This window comes from Ruegeria sp. CDSA141, assembly GCF_059612005.1.
Map to the genome: position 1 here is coordinate 1 of NZ_JBXWPT010000032.1, position 17618 is coordinate 17618.

Here is a 17618-nt window from a genome sequence, read left to right on the forward strand (position 1 = left end):
TAAACTCAAACAGAAATCGAACCAGAGCCTCCGTTACGAAAACGCCTCAGCTCTCCGAAAAACTCTGAAGACGGACAATTGGGACTAGCGTCACTGCAGATCATGAGTTGTTAGATAGAGACCCGGCGAATGGGCAGGAACTCTACGTAGTGCACTGTGCCTCTTGCCATGGAGTTAATCTGGAAGGCCAACCCAACTGGCAGACACCTGATGATGACGGAGCGTTGCCTGCGCCACCACATGACGTGACAGGGCACACATGGCACCATGATAACCAGCTACTGTTCGAATATACCAAACTAGGTGGGGCAGATGCATTGGCAGCACGCGGTATTGAAGACTTCAACAGTGGCATGCCGGGCTTTGAGGGCACTCTGATCACCGAAGACATATGGGACGTGCTGGCCTACATAGGCTCCACTTGGCCCGACGATGTTCAGCAAATGCAAGCCAGCCGCAACCTTCCGCACCAGTAGAAGACAGTGGTCTGGTGCAGGTTTGGGTATACACAGTTCAACTCAGCTGGTTGTGTAGTTCCTAGGGTGACACACTGCAAAATCAACATACCGCAATAGTGTTTGCTATCAGCATATTAGTCGCTCAGCGGCGTTTCCCCCAGGCTCCACCGAAACCTGAACAGAGCTAACTTATAGACGCGGACTTAAAGGGGAGCAGGTCATGAACCCAAGAGGCGGCGAGGCAATGTTATTTGACAGAGGTGGTGCAGCCCACTGGCGTAAACGAAGATACGGCGCCGACCAACAGGGTTGCCCTAGGACCTTGTCTCCAATTGGCGTAGCGAAAACGCCAGCTTGATATTCCAAATCGGCTTTTGGTACCGCACCAGGCGAGTTTTTGAGCCGTGTACTACGATTGTGCTGTTGGTTTTTACACTTAAGTAATTAAAAGATAAATATTTTCCAAAAAAATTAGTTAAAAGTTTTTCAAGTAACCTCAGATTTCGTCAATACGTTTACAAAATTTTGTTTCAAATCCAGTAATTTGTTGTGAAATTTTCCATCGCCTTTCCATTATTGAAGTGCACATAAGTGCGCTTTCGTCTGCTGGAAGAGGAGCCAGACGACGAGAGAAAGGGAAATGGGAGGAATTAATGACCAACAAATCTGTCACACGCCGCGGCGTGTTGAAGTCTGGTGCCGTTGCAGGTACCGGTCTGGCCCTGCCTACGATCTTCACGGCTTCGTCGGCTGCCGCTTACACAAACGAACCAACCGGAGGGTCCGTAACCCTGGGCTTCAACGTTCCCCAGACCGGGCCATATGCCGAAGAGGGCAATGACGAGTTGCTGGCGCAACAGCTGGCAGTGGAACACCTGAACGGAGAGGGTGACGGCGGTTGCCTGAACACCTTCACGTCGAAGGCGCTGAAGGGCAATGGCATCCTCGGCAAGAAGGTCGAGTTCGTCACAGGTGACACCCAGACCAAGTCGGACGCCGCGCGTGCATCCGCAAAGTCGATGATCGAAAAAGACGGCGCGATCATGATCAACGGCGGGTCGTCCTCGGGCGTGGCCGTTGCGGTTCAGGGCCTGTGTCAAGAAGCAGGTGTGATCTTTATGGCGGGTCTGACCCACGCCAACGACACGACCGGCAAGGACAAGAAGGCCAATGGTTTCCGCCATTTCTTCAACGCCTACATGTCGGGCGCTGCGCTTGCGCCGGTGCTGGCTGCCGAAATGGGCACCGACCGCCGCGCCTATCACCTGACGGCTGACTACAACTGGGGCTGGACCCAGGAAGAGTCGATCGTCGCCTCGACCGAAGCCCTGGGATGGGAAACAGTCAACACTGTCAAAACGCCACTCGCGTCAACAGACTTCTCGTCCTATATCACTCCGGTTCTGAACTCCGGCGCGGACGTTCTGGTTCTGAATCACTATGGCGGCAACATGGTGAACTCGCTGACCAACGCGATTCAGTTCGGCCTGCTCGACAAAGTGGCCAATGGCAAGGACTTCAAGATCGTCGTGCCGCTGTATTCGGAACTGATGGCTGCTGGTGCGGGCGAGAACATCAAGGGCGTGCTGGGTTCGATGAACTGGAACTGGCAGCTGCAGGATGAAGGCACCAAAGCCTTCGTGAAATCCTTCGGTGAGAAGTACGGCAAACCACCGTCCAACTCGGCGCAGACCTGCTATGCACAGGTTCTGCTTTATGCTGATGCTTGCGAGCGTGCCGGCACTTTCAATCCGTGCGGTGTTGCGGAAGCGCTGGAAGACTTCGAGTTCGACGGCCTGGGCAACGGCCCGACCTGGTATCGCGGCGCCGACCACCAGTGCTTCAAGGACGTGCTGGTCGTTCGGGGCAACGAGAACCCGACCAACGCCTACGACACTCTGGAAATTGTCGAGATCACGCCACGCGCGCAGGTCGAATACGATCCGGAGCATCCGATGTTCGCAGGTGGCGCACTGGGTAAGTGTAACCCGGGCGCATAAGGCCTCGTATCATAGTCTGGCCGCCAAAAAGGTGGCCAGACATCTACAGCAGGGTTGATCCTGTTGTGCCACTCAATTCACACTGACCAACCCTGAGGTGGGCCAATGGACGCCATCCTATTGCAAATTCTGAACGGTCTGGACAAAGGGTCGGCTTATGCGCTGATTGCGCTGGGGCTGACGCTTATTTTTGGGACGCTCGGCGTTGTGAACTTTGCCCATGGGGCACTGTTCATGATCGGTGCGTTCTGTGCCGTCACTTTGCAAAAACTCATGAACTTGAGCTTTGTTACCATCGACGAGAGCCAAACCGACTTTCTGGGCAACCCACTGAAGGTTGAAACGCCCTATATTGAGGCGTGGTTTGGCCCAGAGGTTGGTGCAACGATTATCGACTGGACTGTCCCCCTGGCCATTCTGTTTGCGATCCCAATCATGTTGACGGTTGGCTATGTGATGGAACGCGGGCTTATCAAGCATTTCTACAAACGCCCCCACGCTGACCAGATCCTTGTCACGTTCGGTCTGGCGATCGTGTTGCAAGAAATCGTGAAGTATTTCTTCGGTGCCAACCCAATCCAAACTCCGCCGCCCGACGCACTGAGCGGCTCTATCGACCTTGGCACAATGATCGGGTTTGATCCCAACGCGATCATCTACCCGATCTGGCGTTTGGTTTATTTTGGCTTTGCGGTCGCCATTATCGGCGCCGTCTTCTCATTCCTGCAATTCACCACGTTTGGCATGGTCGTGCGGGCCGGCATGGCGGATCGCGAAACTGTTGGCTTGCTGGGAATCAACATCGACCGGCGCTTTACGATCATGTTCGGTATCGCTGCCGCGGTGGCTGGTTTGGCCGGCGTAATGTACGGGCCGCTCAACCCACCAAACTATCACATGGGGATGGATTTTCTGGTCCTCAGTTTCGTTGTGGTTGTTGTCGGCGGCATGGGTTCACTCCCCGGAGCCGTGCTTGCCGGCTTTCTGCTGGGCATTCTGGAAAGCTTTGCCTCAACGACCTGGGCCACAACGACGATCCCGGGCATCAACCAAATCATCATCTACCTTGTTGCCATTATTGTGCTGCTCACACGGCCGCGCGGGTTGATGGGACGCAAAGGCGTGATGGAGGAATAATCGATGTTGGGACTGAACAAGAAAGACACCAGCCTGCTGATCATCGTCGGCTTCCTTACGATGCTGGCGCCCTTCATCCTGAACCCGTTCCCGGAAGGCAGCGCCATGGCGCAATTCAACGCGGGCTATCCGGATTTGATGCAGCGTTTTGTCATCTTTGGCATCTTTGCCATAGGCTTCAACATCCTGTTTGGCCTTACCGGATATTTGTCATTCGGTCACGCGGCCTTTCTGGGCGTTGGATCCTATTCAGCCGTGTGGATGTTCAAGCTGCTGAGCTACAATATCATCCCGGCCATCGCACTCAGCGTTGTGGTTGCCGGAGTGTTCTCATTGCTGATTGGGTTTGTCAGCCTGCGCCGGTCGGGTATCTATTTTTCGATCCTCACGCTGGCCTTCGCTCAGATGAGCTTTGCGTTGGCTTACTCGGTTTTGTCGAACCCCAAGTTCAACCTTACAAATGGGGAAACCGGATTGCAGGTTTACGCGGACGATCCGCAGATTCTGCAGGGCGCGAACTCGCCGGACCTGCCGCATCTGTTCGGGTTGCCGATGCGCGCAACCTACACATTGGACGTGGGTGCGTGGAGCTTTGATTTCAACGCGGGATACTATCTGTGTGCGGTGATTATGATGGTGGTCTTCTATCTGTCCATCCGAATTTTCCGTTCACCTTTCGGGATGATGCTGCGGGCGGTCAAATCGAACCAGCAGCGGATGAACTATACCGGCCTGAACTCAAAGCCGTATACGCTGGCAGCATTTGTCATCTCTGGCATGTATGCCGGCTTGGCTGGTGGTCTGATGGCCGCAATGGACCCGCTGGCAGGCGCTGAACGTATGCAGTGGACCGCATCGGGCGAGGTCGTTTTGATGACGATCCTGGGCGGCACAGGAACCTTGATAGGTCCGGTGCTGGGTGCAGGCTTCATCAAATATTTCGAGAACATCTTCTCGAAAATCAACGACAACGTATTGCACAGTTGGTTTGCTTTCCTGCCTGACGGGTTGGAGGACGCGATTGTGTTTGTGATCCATCCGTTCATCGGAAAAGGCTGGCATCTGACGCTGGGCATTCTTTTCATGCTTGTCGTTATCTACTTGCCGGGTGGTCTGGTCGAAGGAGGTCAACGTTTGCTCAACCGGGTCAAGCGCAAGAAATCGAAATCCGACGACGCGACGTCGGGCAAAACGGAACCGGCGGAATAAGGGGCGAGCCATGGCAATTCTAAGAGTCAAAGACGTCAGCAAGCGCTTCGGCGGTCTCAAGGCACTCACGGATGTGAATCTCAGCGTCGAGGAGAATTCGGTTCACGCGATCATCGGGCCCAATGGGGCGGGCAAGTCGACCTTGCTGAATTGTCTGGTCGGCAAGCTCATGCCTGACACCGGGTCCGTGTTGTTCGACAACGCCTCGGTCTTGGGGCTTGAACCCTTCCAGATCAACCAGATGGGCATAAGCCGCGTGTTTCAAACACCAGAGATTTTTGGTGAACTGACGGTGATGGAGAACATGTTGATTCCGATTTTCGCCATGCGGGATGGGGCGTTCCGGATGCATGCTTATGAGACCATCGCCAACGAAAAGGCTGTTGTCGAACAGGCCGAAGCGATGCTGGAAGAGATGAACATGGCCGACAAGCGTGAGATGCACGCGGCCTCGCTGTCGCGCGGCGACAAGCGGCGGCTTGAGATTGGCATGTGCCTCAGTCAGAACCCGCGGTTGTTGCTGCTGGACGAACCTACAGCGGGCATGGCGCGGGCGGACACCAACAACACCATTGATCTGCTAAAACAGATCAAGGATGAGCGCGACATAACCATCGCCATTATCGAGCATGACATGCATGTGGTCTTCAGCCTTGCGGAACGCATCACAGTTCTGGCGCAAGGGACGCCGCTGGTCGAAGATACTCCAGAAAAAATCCGTGGACATCCCAAGGTTCGTGAAGCCTATCTGGGCGAGGCGGCGTAAGGAAAAGCTATGAACGAGAAACCTGACTTTTCGAAAAACGCCAATCTGGCCAGCACCGCCCCTGCGTTTCTTTCCGTTTGGGATATGCACTCCTATTACGGAGAAAGCTACATCGTGCAGGGCGTCAGCTTCAACGTACATGAAGGCGAGATTCTTGCTCTTCTTGGACGCAACGGCGCGGGCAAAACCTCGACGCTGCGTTCGATTGCGAGAGTTGGAGATCCAGAAGTTAGACATGGCGAAATCTGGTTGGACCACAAGCCGCTGCACAACATGACAAGCTATGAAGCGGCGGCAGTGGGCCTTGGTCTTGTACCTGAAGACAGGCGCATCATTCCCGGCCTGACAGTTGAAGAAAACCTGCAGCTCGCACAGATTGCGCCTCCGATCGGATGGTCTCTCGAACGGCTGTACGAGTTGTTCCCGCGTCTCGGAGAACGCAGGAAGCAGGAAGGGATTACACTGTCAGGTGGCGAACAACAGATGCTGTCGATCGCCAGAGCTCTTGCCAGGGACATCAAAGTGCTGCTTTTGGATGAACCGTATGAAGGTTTGGCGCCTGTCATCGTCGACGAAATCGAAAAAACCCTCATACACGTCAAACAACAGGGTATGACCACGATCATCGTTGAACAGAACGCTGTTCGCGCTCTGGAGTTGGCGGACCGCGCGATCATCCTTGACACCGGGACCATCGTATTTGACGGAACGGCGCAAGAAGTGCTTGAAGACACCGGTCTTCGTGAGGAGTACCTGGCGATCTAAGCGTCATGCAGAATTGCAAACAGAGCCAAGGGGCATGACCAATTCGTGGCTTGGGAAGACCCGCGTTCAGTGCAGGTCCTGCCCATTCGCGCGACCAAAGGCGTTTCACCACCAAAATGTCGGTCGTCAGTTCAAATCTGAATACGGTCTTGCCGCAATAAGTTCAGTCTGGCCTGCGCTGAATACGCGCCTCAAATTTCGCGCCCCAATAGACTTGGAGCCGGGATCGATGAACTTGACCTGTTGCCGAACCCGCCGGTTGCACGGTTTCAGGAAAATGTGCAGCCGCTCGTGAAATCGCCCGGCCTTTGTTTCCAGGCGAGTGGCACGCGATGAGGGCTGGAAAGCTTGCAAGGATCGCGATAGTTCGTGGCATCCGCCACTGCGCCGACCAATCGATTGCGGCTTGGTGTTGTACCTCTTTGTACAATAGACGAGAACGTCAGGCACCAGCCCAGAGTTGCCAGTAAACTCCACGCAAGGGCTGCATCGGGAATACGGCAGCGGGTTTCGCTTCACTTCTGGCTTGTACTATCCGGCAGACCGATTGCGGTTTCCTGTTCCCAGCACCTTCACTTCCAGCCAATGGAACCCCAAAGCAATAAAACCTGCAACGAGAATGTAGAATACGGCTAGCAGGATGAGCGGCTCATAAACGATAAACGTATCGGACCGCACCCGGGATGACACCGCGTAGATATCAACCACCGTAATCGTGGCAACCAAGGGCGTAGCCTTTAACTGGAGGATGGTTTCACCACCCAGGGTCGGCAGAACGTTGCGGATTGCCTGCGGCAACCAGATGCGGCGGAACATCGTCAGCCTTGGCATTCCAAACGACTTGGCCGCCTCCAGCTGACCTTTGGCGACACCTTTGAAGGCTCCGCGCATTACCTCACCTTCGTAGCCCGCATAAGAAAGCGTTAAGGCCAGCACCGCATAAGGCCAGGCCTGACGTAGATACGGCCAAAGTTCGGACGATCGTATCCATGGGAATTGAGGGAACAGTGAGCCGAGGCCATAATACAGCAACCAAAGCTGCAAAAGCAGAGGTGTGCCCCGAATGATGGTGCAGAACGTCTTGGCAGGTGCCGCAAGGTACCAGGGCCCAACGGCCTGGGCCAACCCGAGTGGTACAGCCAGCAGAAATCCGAGAACGACGGTGACAACTAGTAGCCAGAGTGTGGTCCAGATTCCCTGCAATGCAAGCGGAGCGTATTTCGGCAACCAGTCCCACCGCAACGCCATCGCACACCAAATCACGATCCCGGCAAAGACCAACATCATCACGATACGATGGGGTTGCATCAAAGATCTGAGATCGATCATCTGCCACCACCTTTCAGAGAAGGTTGACCGCGACGCGCCCATTTCTCGATCCGCGCGAAGATACCACCAGAAAAGAGGGTGACCATGAGGTAGAGAAAACCCGCTGCCAGAAAGAAGGTAAAATAGGCCCGGGTGCTGCTGGCGGCCTGCCGGGTTTCCAGTGTCAGTTCGTTGAACCCGACGACCGCGAGCAGTGCAGTGTCCTTGGTGGCGATCAGCCACAAGTTGGCCAGACCGGGTACTGCAAAGCCCATCATGGCGGGGATTGTGACACGCCGCATGGTCATGAAGGCGGGCATCCCGTAGGATTTGGCCGCCTCGATCTGTCCGGGTGGAACCGCCTGAATGGCTCCGCGCAGAATCTCGGTTGCATATGCGCCCTGAACAACGCCGAGAACCCAAATGCCCGCGGCGACGCCATTGACCTCGACCCGTCCTCCACCCATTGCAGCGGAGATTTTGTTGATGATGTCAGATCCCACGTAATACAGGATCAGGATCAGGACCAGTTCCGGCACGGCCCGGATTACGGTCGTGTAAATGGCAAGAAGATCGCGCGTGACCTTCCCGCCGTATAGTTTGCCATAGGCTCCGAACAATCCGATCACGAGGCCGAGCGCATATGCACCAAAAGCGATCTGCAATGAGTGGGACAATCCGCGCAGCAGATTGCCCCCCCAACCCGGTGGCGACAGCGACAGTAGCTCTGCGCTCTGCGCCAATCCAAGCGATTCCAACAGTCCGGTCACAGCAGCCGCTTAGTAGATGCTGGCTGAGAAATAGTTCGAGGTGATCTTCTCGTGCGTTCCATCGGCAAGAATTGCCGCGATGCCCTTGTTCAGCGCCGCAAGCAACTCATCATCCCCCTTGCGAACACCGGCGCCAACGCCTCGTCCCAAGATAGCCGGATCATCTGCGACGGCGCCTTTGATTCCACAGCATGCCCCGGCATCCGAGTTCACGAAGTCCGCCATGGCGATACTGTCGGCCTGAGTGGCGTCAATACGACCTGCGAAAAGATCCTGGTTGGCCTCATCCTGAGTCTGATAAACCCGCAGTTCGGAATCCTTGAAATATTCCTGTGCATAAGCCTGATGGATGGTCGACGCCTGAACGCCGACAACCTTACCGGCCAGCGACTCTGGGGTCGCTTCGATATCCATCGATTTGTCCGCGACGATTACGGCAGGTGTGTTGTAGTAAGGATCACTGAAATCAATGGTTTTCAGCCGCTCCTCGGTGATCGACATCGACGCCATGATGGCGTCGATCTGCTGTCCGGTCAGCGACGGGATGATACCGTCCCAGGCGACCGGCGTGATGACACAGTCAAGTTCCGCAGCGGCACAGACCGCATTGATGACATCGATCTCCCAACCGACCCAGTTGCCTGAACTGTCCAGCGACGCGAAGGGCGGATAAGGTTCGGCCGCGATGCCGATCTTGACCTCTTCGGCGCTGGCGACACCAGCCGAAAGGACAGCGGCGGCAAGGCCGGACACGAGCAGTTTCTTGACGTTCATTTTGGTACTCCCTTTTGGTTCATTATGTGTTGTTTTTCCGGATCAGGCGACCGAGCTGAGGAACTGCTTCAGGCGCTCTGATTTCGGGTTTCCGAAGACCTCGGCAGGTGGGCCCTGCTCTTCGATGCGGCCCTCGAAGAGATAGACAACGTGGTCTGCGACTTCGCGTGCGAATTTCATTTCATGGGTGACAAGCAGCATTGTGCGCCCTTCGGCGGCAAGATCGCGGATCACGGTCAGAACTTCGCCTACAAGCTCGGGATCAAGCGCTGACGTGGGTTCATCGAAAAGCATCACCGAAGGATCGACGGCAAGCGCCCGCGCGATGGCGGCGCGCTGTTGCTGACCACCCGAAAGATAGGCCGGATAGGTGTCGGCCTTGTCGCCGAGGCCCACCCTCTTCAGCAGTTCATGCGCCCGCGCGATAGCCTCTGCCTTCGGCACCTTGAGGACATGCACGGGCACTTCGATCACGTTTTCCAAAAGCGTACGGTGTGTCCACAGATTGAACTGCTGGAAGACCATGGCCAGCCGCGTGCGGATGCGTTCGATCTGACGGCGGTTGGAGGGGCTGCCATCCGCGTGCATTTCAACCAGTTCGCCGCCAATGTTGATCTTTCCTGAACTCGGTGTTTCCAAAAAGTTGATGCAGCGCAGCATGGTGGATTTTCCAGAGCCCGATCCCCCGATAATGGCAACAACATCCCCCTTGTTTGCAGTCAGAGAGACGCCCTTCAGAACCTCCAGCGTACCGAAGGATTTATGCAAGTCCTCAACCTTTATCGCCTCGTCGGGCGTGATTGCTTCGGGTGCGGGTGAAACTGCTTTGGCTGTGTCCATATCCAAGAATCTTCTGATTTCAGCTTGCAGTAAGCCCCGAATCTCGCAATTATGCAAGTGTATAATAACTCCATGCCATGGATGACACTGACGTGCAGGACGACAGCCGCAAATTTAAACGTGAGTCTGCCAAGTTTCGCCGCGAGGCGCTGATTCTGGCGACTTTGGACCTGATCGCCGAGATGGGCGTTCGGGGCGCCACAGTGCGTGAGATCGCAGCCCGCGCGAACGTGACCCAAGGGCTGATCCGGCACTATTTCTCATCCAAGGAAGATCTGGTTCAGGCGGCGTATGAGCACCACATGAATACGCTGACAGACCAGACAGCTGCTTCGTCAGGAAAGGGAAGCGCGGTGTCTCGGCTGACCAACTTCGTCGACGCGTCACTGCGACCACCAATCGTCGATCCAAGCGCTGTGGCCTTGTGGGCAGGCTTCCTGAACAAGGTGCAGCACGACCCGAAAATGCAGCGCATTCACCAGCAAACCTACAACTATTTCCGGGATCACCTCGAGAAGCTGATCGTCGCCGCATTGCAGGAAACAGGGCGCTCGGTCGCAGCGTCAGAAGCAATGCAACTGGCCATTGCCTGCAACGCGGTGATCGACGGCCTGTGGCTTGAAGGGGGTGCGCTTCCGGATGCTTTTTCCGAAGGCCAACTGGCGCAGATCGGTTTGGATTCTGTCAGCGCCATCGTCGGGATTCCATTGACCAAAGAGGCGGAGCAGTCATGAAGATCACATCGGTGACAGAACGGTTGGCGGGCTTGGGTGGCGCAAAGTGGGGCGTGCACCTGAAAGCGCGCGACCTTATCAAAGCCGGAGCGGATATCGTCGAAATGACGATTGGAGAACCGGACGTGCCCGTGCCGGACGCATTGGTCGAAACCACCGTTACCTCATTGCGGGCGCAGCGGACAGGGTATTCCAATGGGCGCGGAGAAGCCGGTCTGCTTGACGCGCTGGCTGCACGCTATTCCGCCTCTCGCGGGCGGGCATTCGAGCCTGAGAACTTTCTATGCTTTCCTGGAACGCAGACCGCCCTGTTTGCAGCCATGGCCGGGGTCGCAGAGGCCGGTGACGAAGTTCTGGTCGGCGATCCGATGTACGCGACCTATGAAGGTGTCGTTCGCGCATCCGGGGCCGAGATGGTACCCGTACCGCTGCGGCCAGAGCACGGGTTTCGTATGCAGGCCGAAGATATCGCGGCCCGCATCACTCCGTGCAGCCGCGCCATTCTCCTGACTACGCCACATAACCCGACGGGCGCGATCCTGACCGCCGCAGATGTTGCCAAGATCGGGCAGCTCGCTATTGCGCATGACTTGTGGATCATCTCGGACGAAGTCTATGAAGAATTGATCTTTGACGGTGCCCGATTTGTTTCACCATTGGCGGATCCGGAACTGGCGGATCGTGTCATTGGCGTATCATCCATCTCGAAATCTCATGCCGCTCCTGGGTTCCGCAGTGGCTGGTGTGTAGGGCCCGCCGCGTTCTGCGAAGCGCTGTTGCCCTATTCCGAGACCATGCTTTTTGGCAACCAGCCTTTCATCGCGGACATGACCGAAAAAGCGATCCGCGACGGGTCCGAGGTTGCCCCCGGCATGGCCGCCCGCTTTTCTGGCCGCGCCACCCTGCTGGCCGATCGCCTTGAAGCGGAAACAGATCTGACTGTCCACCGGCCCGAAGCGGGAATGTTCGCACTCATCAACGTTTCCGCCACTGGGCTGGATGGCGAAGCGTATGCCTGGGATCTGCTACAGGCCGGGGTGGCCGTCATGCCGGGATCCGCCTTTGGGGACAGCCTGAAGGACTGGGTGCGGGTCGCCCTGACGATCAGTGACACCGACTTTGGCACTGCGGTCTCTCGTATCATCGATCACGCCAACAGCAAATCACGTGAGGTCGCATGAGCAGAATGACAATTGGCGAGGCTCTGGTTGCCAAGCTTCGCCAAAGGGATGTGACCTGCGTCTTTGGAATACCAGGCGTTCACACGGTTGAGCTGTACCGAGGTCTTGCTGCCTCGGGCATCCGGCACATTACACCCAGACACGAACAGGGCGCAGGTTTCATGGCTGATGGCTATGCACGTGCGTCGGGCAAGCCGGGAGTAGCCTTTGTGATCACCGGCCCCGGATTGACCAATACGCTGACGCCGATGGCGCAGGCGCGAGGCGATTCAATACCGATGCTGGTGGTATCCGGTGTCAACAAAACTGCGTCTCTTGGTAAAAGCTTAGGGCACCTGCATGAGTTGCCCGATCAACTTTGGCTGGCCAAAACGGTTGCACTGGCGTCCGAACAAGTCTCCGACAGAAACGCTCTGGACCCGGTCTTGGCGCGTGTTTTTCACAACCTCACCAACGGTCGCCCCGGTCCGGTGCATATAGAGGTTCCGCTGGATATCGCAGCGTTGGAATATCAGGAAACACCAGTTGAATCGATCGATCCAGAGTCTCCGGTCAACCCGGTATTGATCACACATGCCGCCAAACAACTGGCTGAAGCAAAGAAAGTCGTCATTCTGGCAGGCGGCGGGGCGAAACGTGCTGAGGCCGGGTTGCAAGCACTGGCCGAAGCCCTGGATGCCCCCGTTGTGCAAACCGTCAATGCACGCGGCCTGATGCACGGGCATATTCTGACCGTTCCGGCCAGCCCCAGCTTGAAGGCGGTGCGCGCGTTGATAGAAAGCGCCGATTGCGTTCTGGCCTTGGGAACCGAGCTTGGGCCAACCGACTATGACATGTATGCCACCGGTCAATTTGCGGAAATGTCAGGCCTGATACGGGTTGATCGGTGCAGCGATCAACTGTCACGGCATGAGGCAGCGGTTGCCATTCAAGGTGACGTCGACCTGGTTTTGCCCGCTCTGGTCGAGGCTTTGCCGCAAGAGGCAAAACAAAGCGACGGAGCGGAACGTGCCAGAAAAACGCGCGACGCGGCCTGGCAGGAGATCGGCCCGAATTATCGCCATCAGGTAGAAATACTGAATGCAATGCGCTCCGCGTCTCCGAATGCTCTGATGGTCGGGGATTCCACCCAGCCCATTTATGCGGGCAATCTTTACTACGACCACGACCGGGCAGGTGGCTGGTTCAATGCGGCAACGGGATATGGTGCGCTCGGCTATGGCATACCCGCAGCCATCGGCGCGTCGATCGCCGATCCGACGGTGCGGGTAATATGTATCGTCGGCGATGGAGGTGCGCAGTTTTCACTGCCTGAAGCAATGGCCGCAGCAGACGAAAACCTGTCGGTCACTTTCGTGATCTGGAACAATCACGGATACGGTGAAATTGCCACATCGATGCAGGATGCAGGTGTGACGGTCATAGGATGTAACCCCTCGCCCCCCGATTTTGCAGCAACGGCCAAGTCATTTGGCCTTTCATTCACCACGGCTCCCGCAGAACCGCAGGCCGTCGCGCAAGCGTTGCGCGAATCTGCCGCCCTGGGCGGACCGGCGATGATCGAAATCACCGCTCCGAAATTCGAACCTCAGAAAGATTGAAAAATGCCAGACCCAAGTTTTGAGTTTTCCCGCGCCATCACCCGACGCCCGGCTCCGACCATAGCTGACGGATTGCGAGCAGAAGATATCGGAAACCCGGATTTCGGCGGGATGATAGCCGCGCATAAGGCATATGTGGCAGCACTGAAAAGCACCGGGGCGCAGGTGATCGAGCTTGAACCCCTGGATGCGTTTCCTGACGCGCAGTTTGTTGAAGACACGGCCCTTTGCCTGCCGCAGGGTGCTGTGCTGATGCGGCCTGGCGCACCTTCGCGGATGGGGGAAGTGGCCGAAATGGCCCCGACACTGCGTGCCTGCTACGAAACGATCATGGAAATCAAAGGTCCCGGCCATATCGAAGGTGGAGACATCCTGGTAACCGGGCGTGAAATTCTGGTGGGCCGGTCGGATCGCACTGACGCAGAAGGTGTCGTGGAACTGGCGAAAATCACCTCTGAATGGGGGTGCAAACTGCGGGAAGTGTTCACGCCCGAGGGGGTTTTACACTTTAAAACGGATTGCTCGCTTATGGATGCTGAGACAATCCTTGCGACCCGGCGATTGGACGCTTCGGGCTGCTTTGAAGGTTACCGGGTGCTGCATGTTGCAGACGGTGAAGAGGCAGCTGCCAACGCGATCCGGTTCAACAATCTGGTACTGATGGCAGCTGGATTCCCTCGCACCGCAGAGATGCTGGGCCGCGAAGGCTTTGAGGTCGTTGAAATTGACAACACCGATTGTGCAAAGCTGGATGGTGGTATGTCCTGTCTTTCGTTGAGATTCTGAGGACCTGTTGCCGAATACTGGCGAGCGGTGCACTTGTTGGACGCGATCAACAGTTCCTGGTCTTTTTTGAAGCAATGCATCCTGACCCAAGGGATGTCGGACTTCTTGCAGAGTTTGCCCTGAAGTCCACTCTCCGTGCCCGAAGCAGAGAACTTCTTTCGGACACATTGTCATCCTTCCCGAGTTCCGGATTTGTTTAGGAACCAACCACCTCCGCCGCTATTGCAATTGCAAGATATCCGGAACACAGAGTTTCCTTTTTGCAGGCATTTTGTCCGCACCGTCAGATCGTTTCAGCCGTTTCGGCCCATCTTTGACCTTGATTTTCGGCTCGGATAGAGGCCCCCTTAAAGTCACTGGCCAGGGGCTCTTCGAAAGAGGTTCGCCGATCTTTCGGGGCTGCAGATTCAAGTCCAGGGCTTTACCAGCCACATTAACATCGCCGAAGACAACAACCTGGACATGATCTGTTTCCATAGTGGTTCGTTTCGTCGAAATATTCCCATTGGAAATACTGATCGGTGCGCGCAAGCATACGATTGGAGCAACTTTCTGTTTTTCCTTGGTAAACACCCACGGCAAGACCCCTAGCCCTGCCAGATCAAGAAGCTGGGTTTCGATCGAGCCATCGCGCATTGAAACTGTGGCGCTGCCGCTCATGGTGTTGGCAAAGTGTTTGGGTGAATCGGTTTCTCCGGTCACCGAAAAATCTGCGTAGATCGTACCGCTGGCGCCCTTTTTGAAGTTCAGACTGTGAAGAATATCATCCAGTTGCCAACCGCCTGCCTTGCCGGTCAACGTAAGCAGATGCGCTTCGTCCGACAGATCCATTTGCCCGCTGACATCGAAATGAGCGCCTCCGTATTCAAACTTCAAAGGCCCGGCCTTGAACTCATTTTCGTTGAGCGTCAGTTCGCTTTGCAAACTGCTGATGCCTTTGGCCCCTTCTATGTGCCGAAGATCAATATCAACATCCATATCCATACCGGACAACAGAATCGAACGACCGATAGGTTTAAGCGTCACATCTCTTAGCGGGCCAGTGTCACTGGCTTCTTTATTGGCGTCTTCTTCGCTCGGCTCTGAACCGCCTAACTTCCTCAACTGTGCGACCGCCTGAACGATGGTTCGTATCTGATCTATCTTTATCAGGTCACTTTCAATGGTACCCCGCAATACAGGGTCGCTTGTTGCATCATCAAGATCGGCTGCAATTTGCAGGACAGAGTCGGCAACCCCGACTTTGGCATTTGCGTTCCAATCGGTGCCTTGGCTAACCAACCCTATTTCAAAGCGAGCTTGCCCGGTTTCCACTCGTTCAAGTGACAGTGCCTCCAACAGATCCGCTCCGGATGGGACTTCGACATCAATTGCCAGATCCAGGTCCTCGAATTTGAGCACATTCTTGACAGAACCATGTACCCCAATAGCCCAGACATCAGTTTCACTCGTCTGACCATCCAAATTCGTCAGCGAAAGCTGATTGATACCGCCGCTCAAATGAAAGTCGCCGGAAAACCTGCCAAGCCGGTCGTCCGGCCCTAACAGCTCTGGTGAGATCAGGCTTCTTGCCGGAATATCCATCAGACCTTCAGCTGATATGCCTTGCAGCTTCAGCGCGTCATCGACCGACCCGTTCAAAATGATAAACGGATCAGCTGGGTTCCCAATTCTCAAGTTGATGCTCCCGACACGCAAGGCGCCTTCGGGTGTTCGGGAAAGCTCGGAAAACTTGATTGGGGGCGGGCCTTCGCCTGAGGTATCCAATGTGAACCCGTTGGTCTGAATTACCATTTGTCGCTGAGGAACCTGCCCAGGAACACTGTCCATAACCATATCAACCGCGACAAGTTTGAGATCATATCGTGATACGGCGGGGGCTGGCTCAGAGTTTTCCGGGAACAACCGAATACGGGTCGTCAGCGATACATCTTCCGGGTTCCCCAACTCTCCGATTTTCCCCGTCAGCGAGACGCTTTGACCTCCATCCAACTCCGCCAGCACGGTCAGATCATCGATCCGGGCTATGCCGTCAGCCGTTTGGACTGTTGCACCAATACTCCCTGTACCTTCCAAAACACGATTGAGCTTCAGGATGTCGAGGAGCTGGCCAAGTTCCGCAATCTCCATGGTCGTCCTCACCTGTAGCCCGTTTTCCTGAGGGACCTCTTCGGCAACAATCGAGACTTGTTCAAAGTCCACCGATACCTGAAACGGATCTGCCGCTGGGAACGTCCCACTCAGATCAAACCCCTCTCCGTTTAACGAACCGGTTCCTACCGCAGTAGCAGTGTTGGTTTGATCGTTGCGTTTCAAAAGCAGTTCAGGAAGCTGCAGGTCCAGTTCAAGCCCGTTCAATTCGTTCTGATAAAAAATTCTGATATCCGTCAGGTCAACTTTGCGGTCCGTCAGCATTCCGACAACAGGTAGAGGCCGAGACTTTGCGGTTTTCCCGGCTGCAGCATCCGCTTGAGAAATGGACCGCCAGTTTCCAACGCCATCTTTGTCTGTGATCAGGTTCAGGTGAAGACCCGAGACGGAAAGGCCACTTAGCGAAAGCTTATTGTTCCAAAGGTCACGCGCGGAAATGTCAAATTCAAGTTTGTCGATTGCCGCCAGCTTCGCACCTGTTTTCGGCGAACCGGGTAGTACCAGCCCTGCCGCTGATATCTGCAACTGCCGACCAAGGCCGAGACGTACTTCATCTTTTATTCTAACGTCCTGACCAAGTTTCTTGCTGACCAGGTTTTCAACGAAAGCTGTTCTGACAGAAGAAAACAACGCGGAAGACAGGAGAAGCCAGGCCGCAAAAACAGAAACAAGCGCGATAGCGCAACAAATTAAAACACCTTTGACAATGTATCCCACACTTCTCTCCCAAGGTTCCAATTCTTCCCGCGCAACCTCATCAGACAGGTCCAAGTAGATTGTTAGTGCATGATTGGCCTGTGATCCATCGGGATGATAGTTTCAGGCCCACGCGGGCGAGAGCGCAATTCGCTCCGGTAACGTTTATGATGTCTACTCTAAATCGGGCTGTGTTGAGATTATTCGACCTGGTTTCGGGAGTAAGATTTGACCCTCTGACCTTCAGGTCATGAGCCTGACGATGTGAAGACGTTAAGCAATTCATCCGGGAGATCGATTATTGTCTTAATTTCTTTTGGCTGACGGTGCTGACAGCACTGACGGTGAAGCCGTTTTGGAGTAAGCGTTGCAGCGCCGGATGCGGATGCCCCAAGCGCAAGGAGCGCCCCTTGGAGCGCTAAGTTCTTGATATTTTACTGGT

15 protein-coding genes are annotated in these 17618 nt (G+C 55.5%); 10 read left to right on the plus strand and 5 right to left on the minus strand.

Annotation, left to right across the window (positions count from 1 at the left end; genetic code table 11):
• The first annotated feature begins 107 nt into the window (after window positions 1-107).
• The 6 genes from AC2FLP_RS21355 to AC2FLP_RS21380 all read left to right on the plus strand — a co-directional run bounded on the left by AC2FLP_RS21355 (window position 108) and on the right by AC2FLP_RS21380 (window position 6335).
• The gene (locus AC2FLP_RS21355) at window positions 108-476 is read left to right on the plus strand and encodes a c-type cytochrome (protein ID WP_496686322.1); all 369 of its coding nucleotides are present in this window, start codon (window positions 108-110) and stop codon (window positions 474-476) included.
• Window positions 477-1111: 635 nt separating this feature from the next.
• Entirely contained in the window at window positions 1112-2458 is a 1347-nt protein-coding gene (locus AC2FLP_RS21360; RefSeq protein ID WP_117872381.1) for a substrate-binding protein, read from the plus strand.
• A 105-nt stretch (window positions 2459-2563) separates the two neighbouring features.
• Window positions 2564-3595: a branched-chain amino acid ABC transporter permease gene (locus AC2FLP_RS21365; protein ID WP_299902324.1), complete on the plus strand. Its 1032-nt coding sequence runs from the start codon at window positions 2564-2566 to the stop codon at window positions 3593-3595.
• A 3-nt stretch (window positions 3596-3598) separates the two neighbouring features.
• The gene (locus tag AC2FLP_RS21370) at window positions 3599-4804 is read left to right on the plus strand and encodes a branched-chain amino acid ABC transporter permease (RefSeq protein ID WP_117872377.1); all 1206 of its coding nucleotides are present in this window, start codon (window positions 3599-3601) and stop codon (window positions 4802-4804) included.
• 10 nt (window positions 4805-4814) lie between these two features.
• Window positions 4815-5570, plus strand: a complete 756-nt coding sequence (locus AC2FLP_RS21375; RefSeq protein WP_117872375.1) for an ABC transporter ATP-binding protein — start codon at window positions 4815-4817, stop codon at window positions 5568-5570.
• Between the two features lie 9 nt (window positions 5571-5579).
• Window positions 5580-6335, plus strand: a complete 756-nt coding sequence (locus tag AC2FLP_RS21380) for an ABC transporter ATP-binding protein (protein WP_299902327.1) — start codon at window positions 5580-5582, stop codon at window positions 6333-6335.
• Between the two features lie 531 nt (window positions 6336-6866).
• Here the strand turns inward: AC2FLP_RS21380 and AC2FLP_RS21385 are convergent.
• The 4 genes from AC2FLP_RS21385 to AC2FLP_RS21400 are packed head-to-tail and all read right to left on the minus strand — an operon-like array spanning window position 6867 to window position 10027.
• On the minus strand, window positions 6867-7664 hold the full coding sequence (locus tag AC2FLP_RS21385) for an ABC transporter permease (RefSeq protein WP_496686328.1): 798 nt from the start codon (window positions 7662-7664) through the stop codon (window positions 6867-6869).
• Window positions 7661-8413: an ABC transporter permease gene (locus tag AC2FLP_RS21390; RefSeq protein ID WP_117872369.1), complete on the minus strand. Its 753-nt coding sequence runs from the start codon at window positions 8411-8413 to the stop codon at window positions 7661-7663. The genes AC2FLP_RS21385 and AC2FLP_RS21390 overlap by 4 nt, the downstream gene beginning before the upstream one ends.
• Before the next feature lie 9 nt (window positions 8414-8422).
• Entirely contained in the window at window positions 8423-9187 is a 765-nt protein-coding gene (locus tag AC2FLP_RS21395; RefSeq protein ID WP_496686331.1) for a transporter substrate-binding domain-containing protein, read from the minus strand.
• A gap of 42 nt (window positions 9188-9229) precedes the next feature.
• The gene (locus AC2FLP_RS21400) at window positions 9230-10027 is read right to left on the minus strand and encodes an ABC transporter ATP-binding protein (protein ID WP_299902334.1); all 798 of its coding nucleotides are present in this window, start codon (window positions 10025-10027) and stop codon (window positions 9230-9232) included.
• A gap of 77 nt (window positions 10028-10104) precedes the next feature.
• Here AC2FLP_RS21400 and AC2FLP_RS21405 point away from each other — a divergent pair, with 77 nt between their 5' ends.
• From AC2FLP_RS21405 to AC2FLP_RS21420, 4 genes are read left to right on the plus strand one after another with little or no spacing between them, the layout of a single operon-like run.
• A complete protein-coding gene (locus AC2FLP_RS21405; protein ID WP_496686335.1) occupies window positions 10105-10761 on the plus strand; it encodes a TetR/AcrR family transcriptional regulator in 657 nt (218 codons plus the stop codon).
• Entirely contained in the window at window positions 10758-11942 is a 1185-nt protein-coding gene (locus tag AC2FLP_RS21410) for a pyridoxal phosphate-dependent aminotransferase (protein WP_496686337.1), read from the plus strand. Before AC2FLP_RS21405 ends, AC2FLP_RS21410 begins: the two co-directional genes overlap by 4 nt.
• Window positions 11939-13543 carry a 5-guanidino-2-oxopentanoate decarboxylase gene (locus tag AC2FLP_RS21415; protein ID WP_496686340.1) on the plus strand — a complete coding sequence of 535 codons (1605 nt, stop codon included), beginning with the start codon at window positions 11939-11941 and terminating at the stop codon, window positions 13541-13543. The genes AC2FLP_RS21410 and AC2FLP_RS21415 overlap by 4 nt, the downstream gene beginning before the upstream one ends.
• Window positions 13544-13546: 3 nt before the next feature.
• Window positions 13547-14329, plus strand: coding sequence for a dimethylarginine dimethylaminohydrolase family protein (locus tag AC2FLP_RS21420; RefSeq protein ID WP_496686343.1), 783 nt, complete (start codon window positions 13547-13549; stop codon window positions 14327-14329).
• Between the two features lie 219 nt (window positions 14330-14548).
• Here AC2FLP_RS21420 and AC2FLP_RS21425 read toward each other — a convergent pair whose 3' ends face one another.
• Window positions 14549-16027 carry an AsmA family protein gene (locus tag AC2FLP_RS21425; RefSeq protein ID WP_496710076.1) on the minus strand — a complete coding sequence of 493 codons (1479 nt, stop codon included), beginning with the start codon at window positions 16025-16027 and terminating at the stop codon, window positions 14549-14551.
• Window positions 16028-17618 lie beyond the last annotated feature (1591 nt).

Excerpts from the sequence above, each read along its gene's own strand:
- AC2FLP_RS21365 (WP_299902324.1), top strand. The coding sequence starts at position 2,564 with ATGGACGCCATCCTATTGCAAATTCTGAACGGTCTGGACAAAGGGTCG.
- AC2FLP_RS21405 (WP_496686335.1), top strand. The coding sequence starts at position 10,105 with ATGGATGACACTGACGTGCAGGACGACAGCCGCAAATTTAAACGTGAG.
- AC2FLP_RS21385 (WP_496686328.1), bottom strand. The coding sequence starts at position 7,664 with ATGATCGATCTCAGATCTTTGATGCAACCCCATCGTATCGTGATGATG.
- AC2FLP_RS21375 (WP_117872375.1), top strand. The coding sequence starts at position 4,815 with ATGGCAATTCTAAGAGTCAAAGACGTCAGCAAGCGCTTCGGCGGTCTC.
- AC2FLP_RS21370 (WP_117872377.1), top strand. The coding sequence starts at position 3,599 with ATGTTGGGACTGAACAAGAAAGACACCAGCCTGCTGATCATCGTCGGC.
- AC2FLP_RS21360 (WP_117872381.1), top strand. The coding sequence starts at position 1,112 with ATGACCAACAAATCTGTCACACGCCGCGGCGTGTTGAAGTCTGGTGCC.
- AC2FLP_RS21380 (WP_299902327.1), top strand. The coding sequence starts at position 5,580 with ATGAACGAGAAACCTGACTTTTCGAAAAACGCCAATCTGGCCAGCACC.
- AC2FLP_RS21420 (WP_496686343.1), top strand. The coding sequence starts at position 13,547 with ATGCCAGACCCAAGTTTTGAGTTTTCCCGCGCCATCACCCGACGCCCG.
- AC2FLP_RS21410 (WP_496686337.1), top strand. The coding sequence starts at position 10,758 with ATGAAGATCACATCGGTGACAGAACGGTTGGCGGGCTTGGGTGGCGCA.
- AC2FLP_RS21400 (WP_299902334.1), bottom strand. The coding sequence starts at position 10,027 with ATGGACACAGCCAAAGCAGTTTCACCCGCACCCGAAGCAATCACGCCC.
- AC2FLP_RS21415 (WP_496686340.1), top strand. The coding sequence starts at position 11,939 with ATGAGCAGAATGACAATTGGCGAGGCTCTGGTTGCCAAGCTTCGCCAA.
- AC2FLP_RS21395 (WP_496686331.1), bottom strand. The coding sequence starts at position 9,187 with ATGAACGTCAAGAAACTGCTCGTGTCCGGCCTTGCCGCCGCTGTCCTT.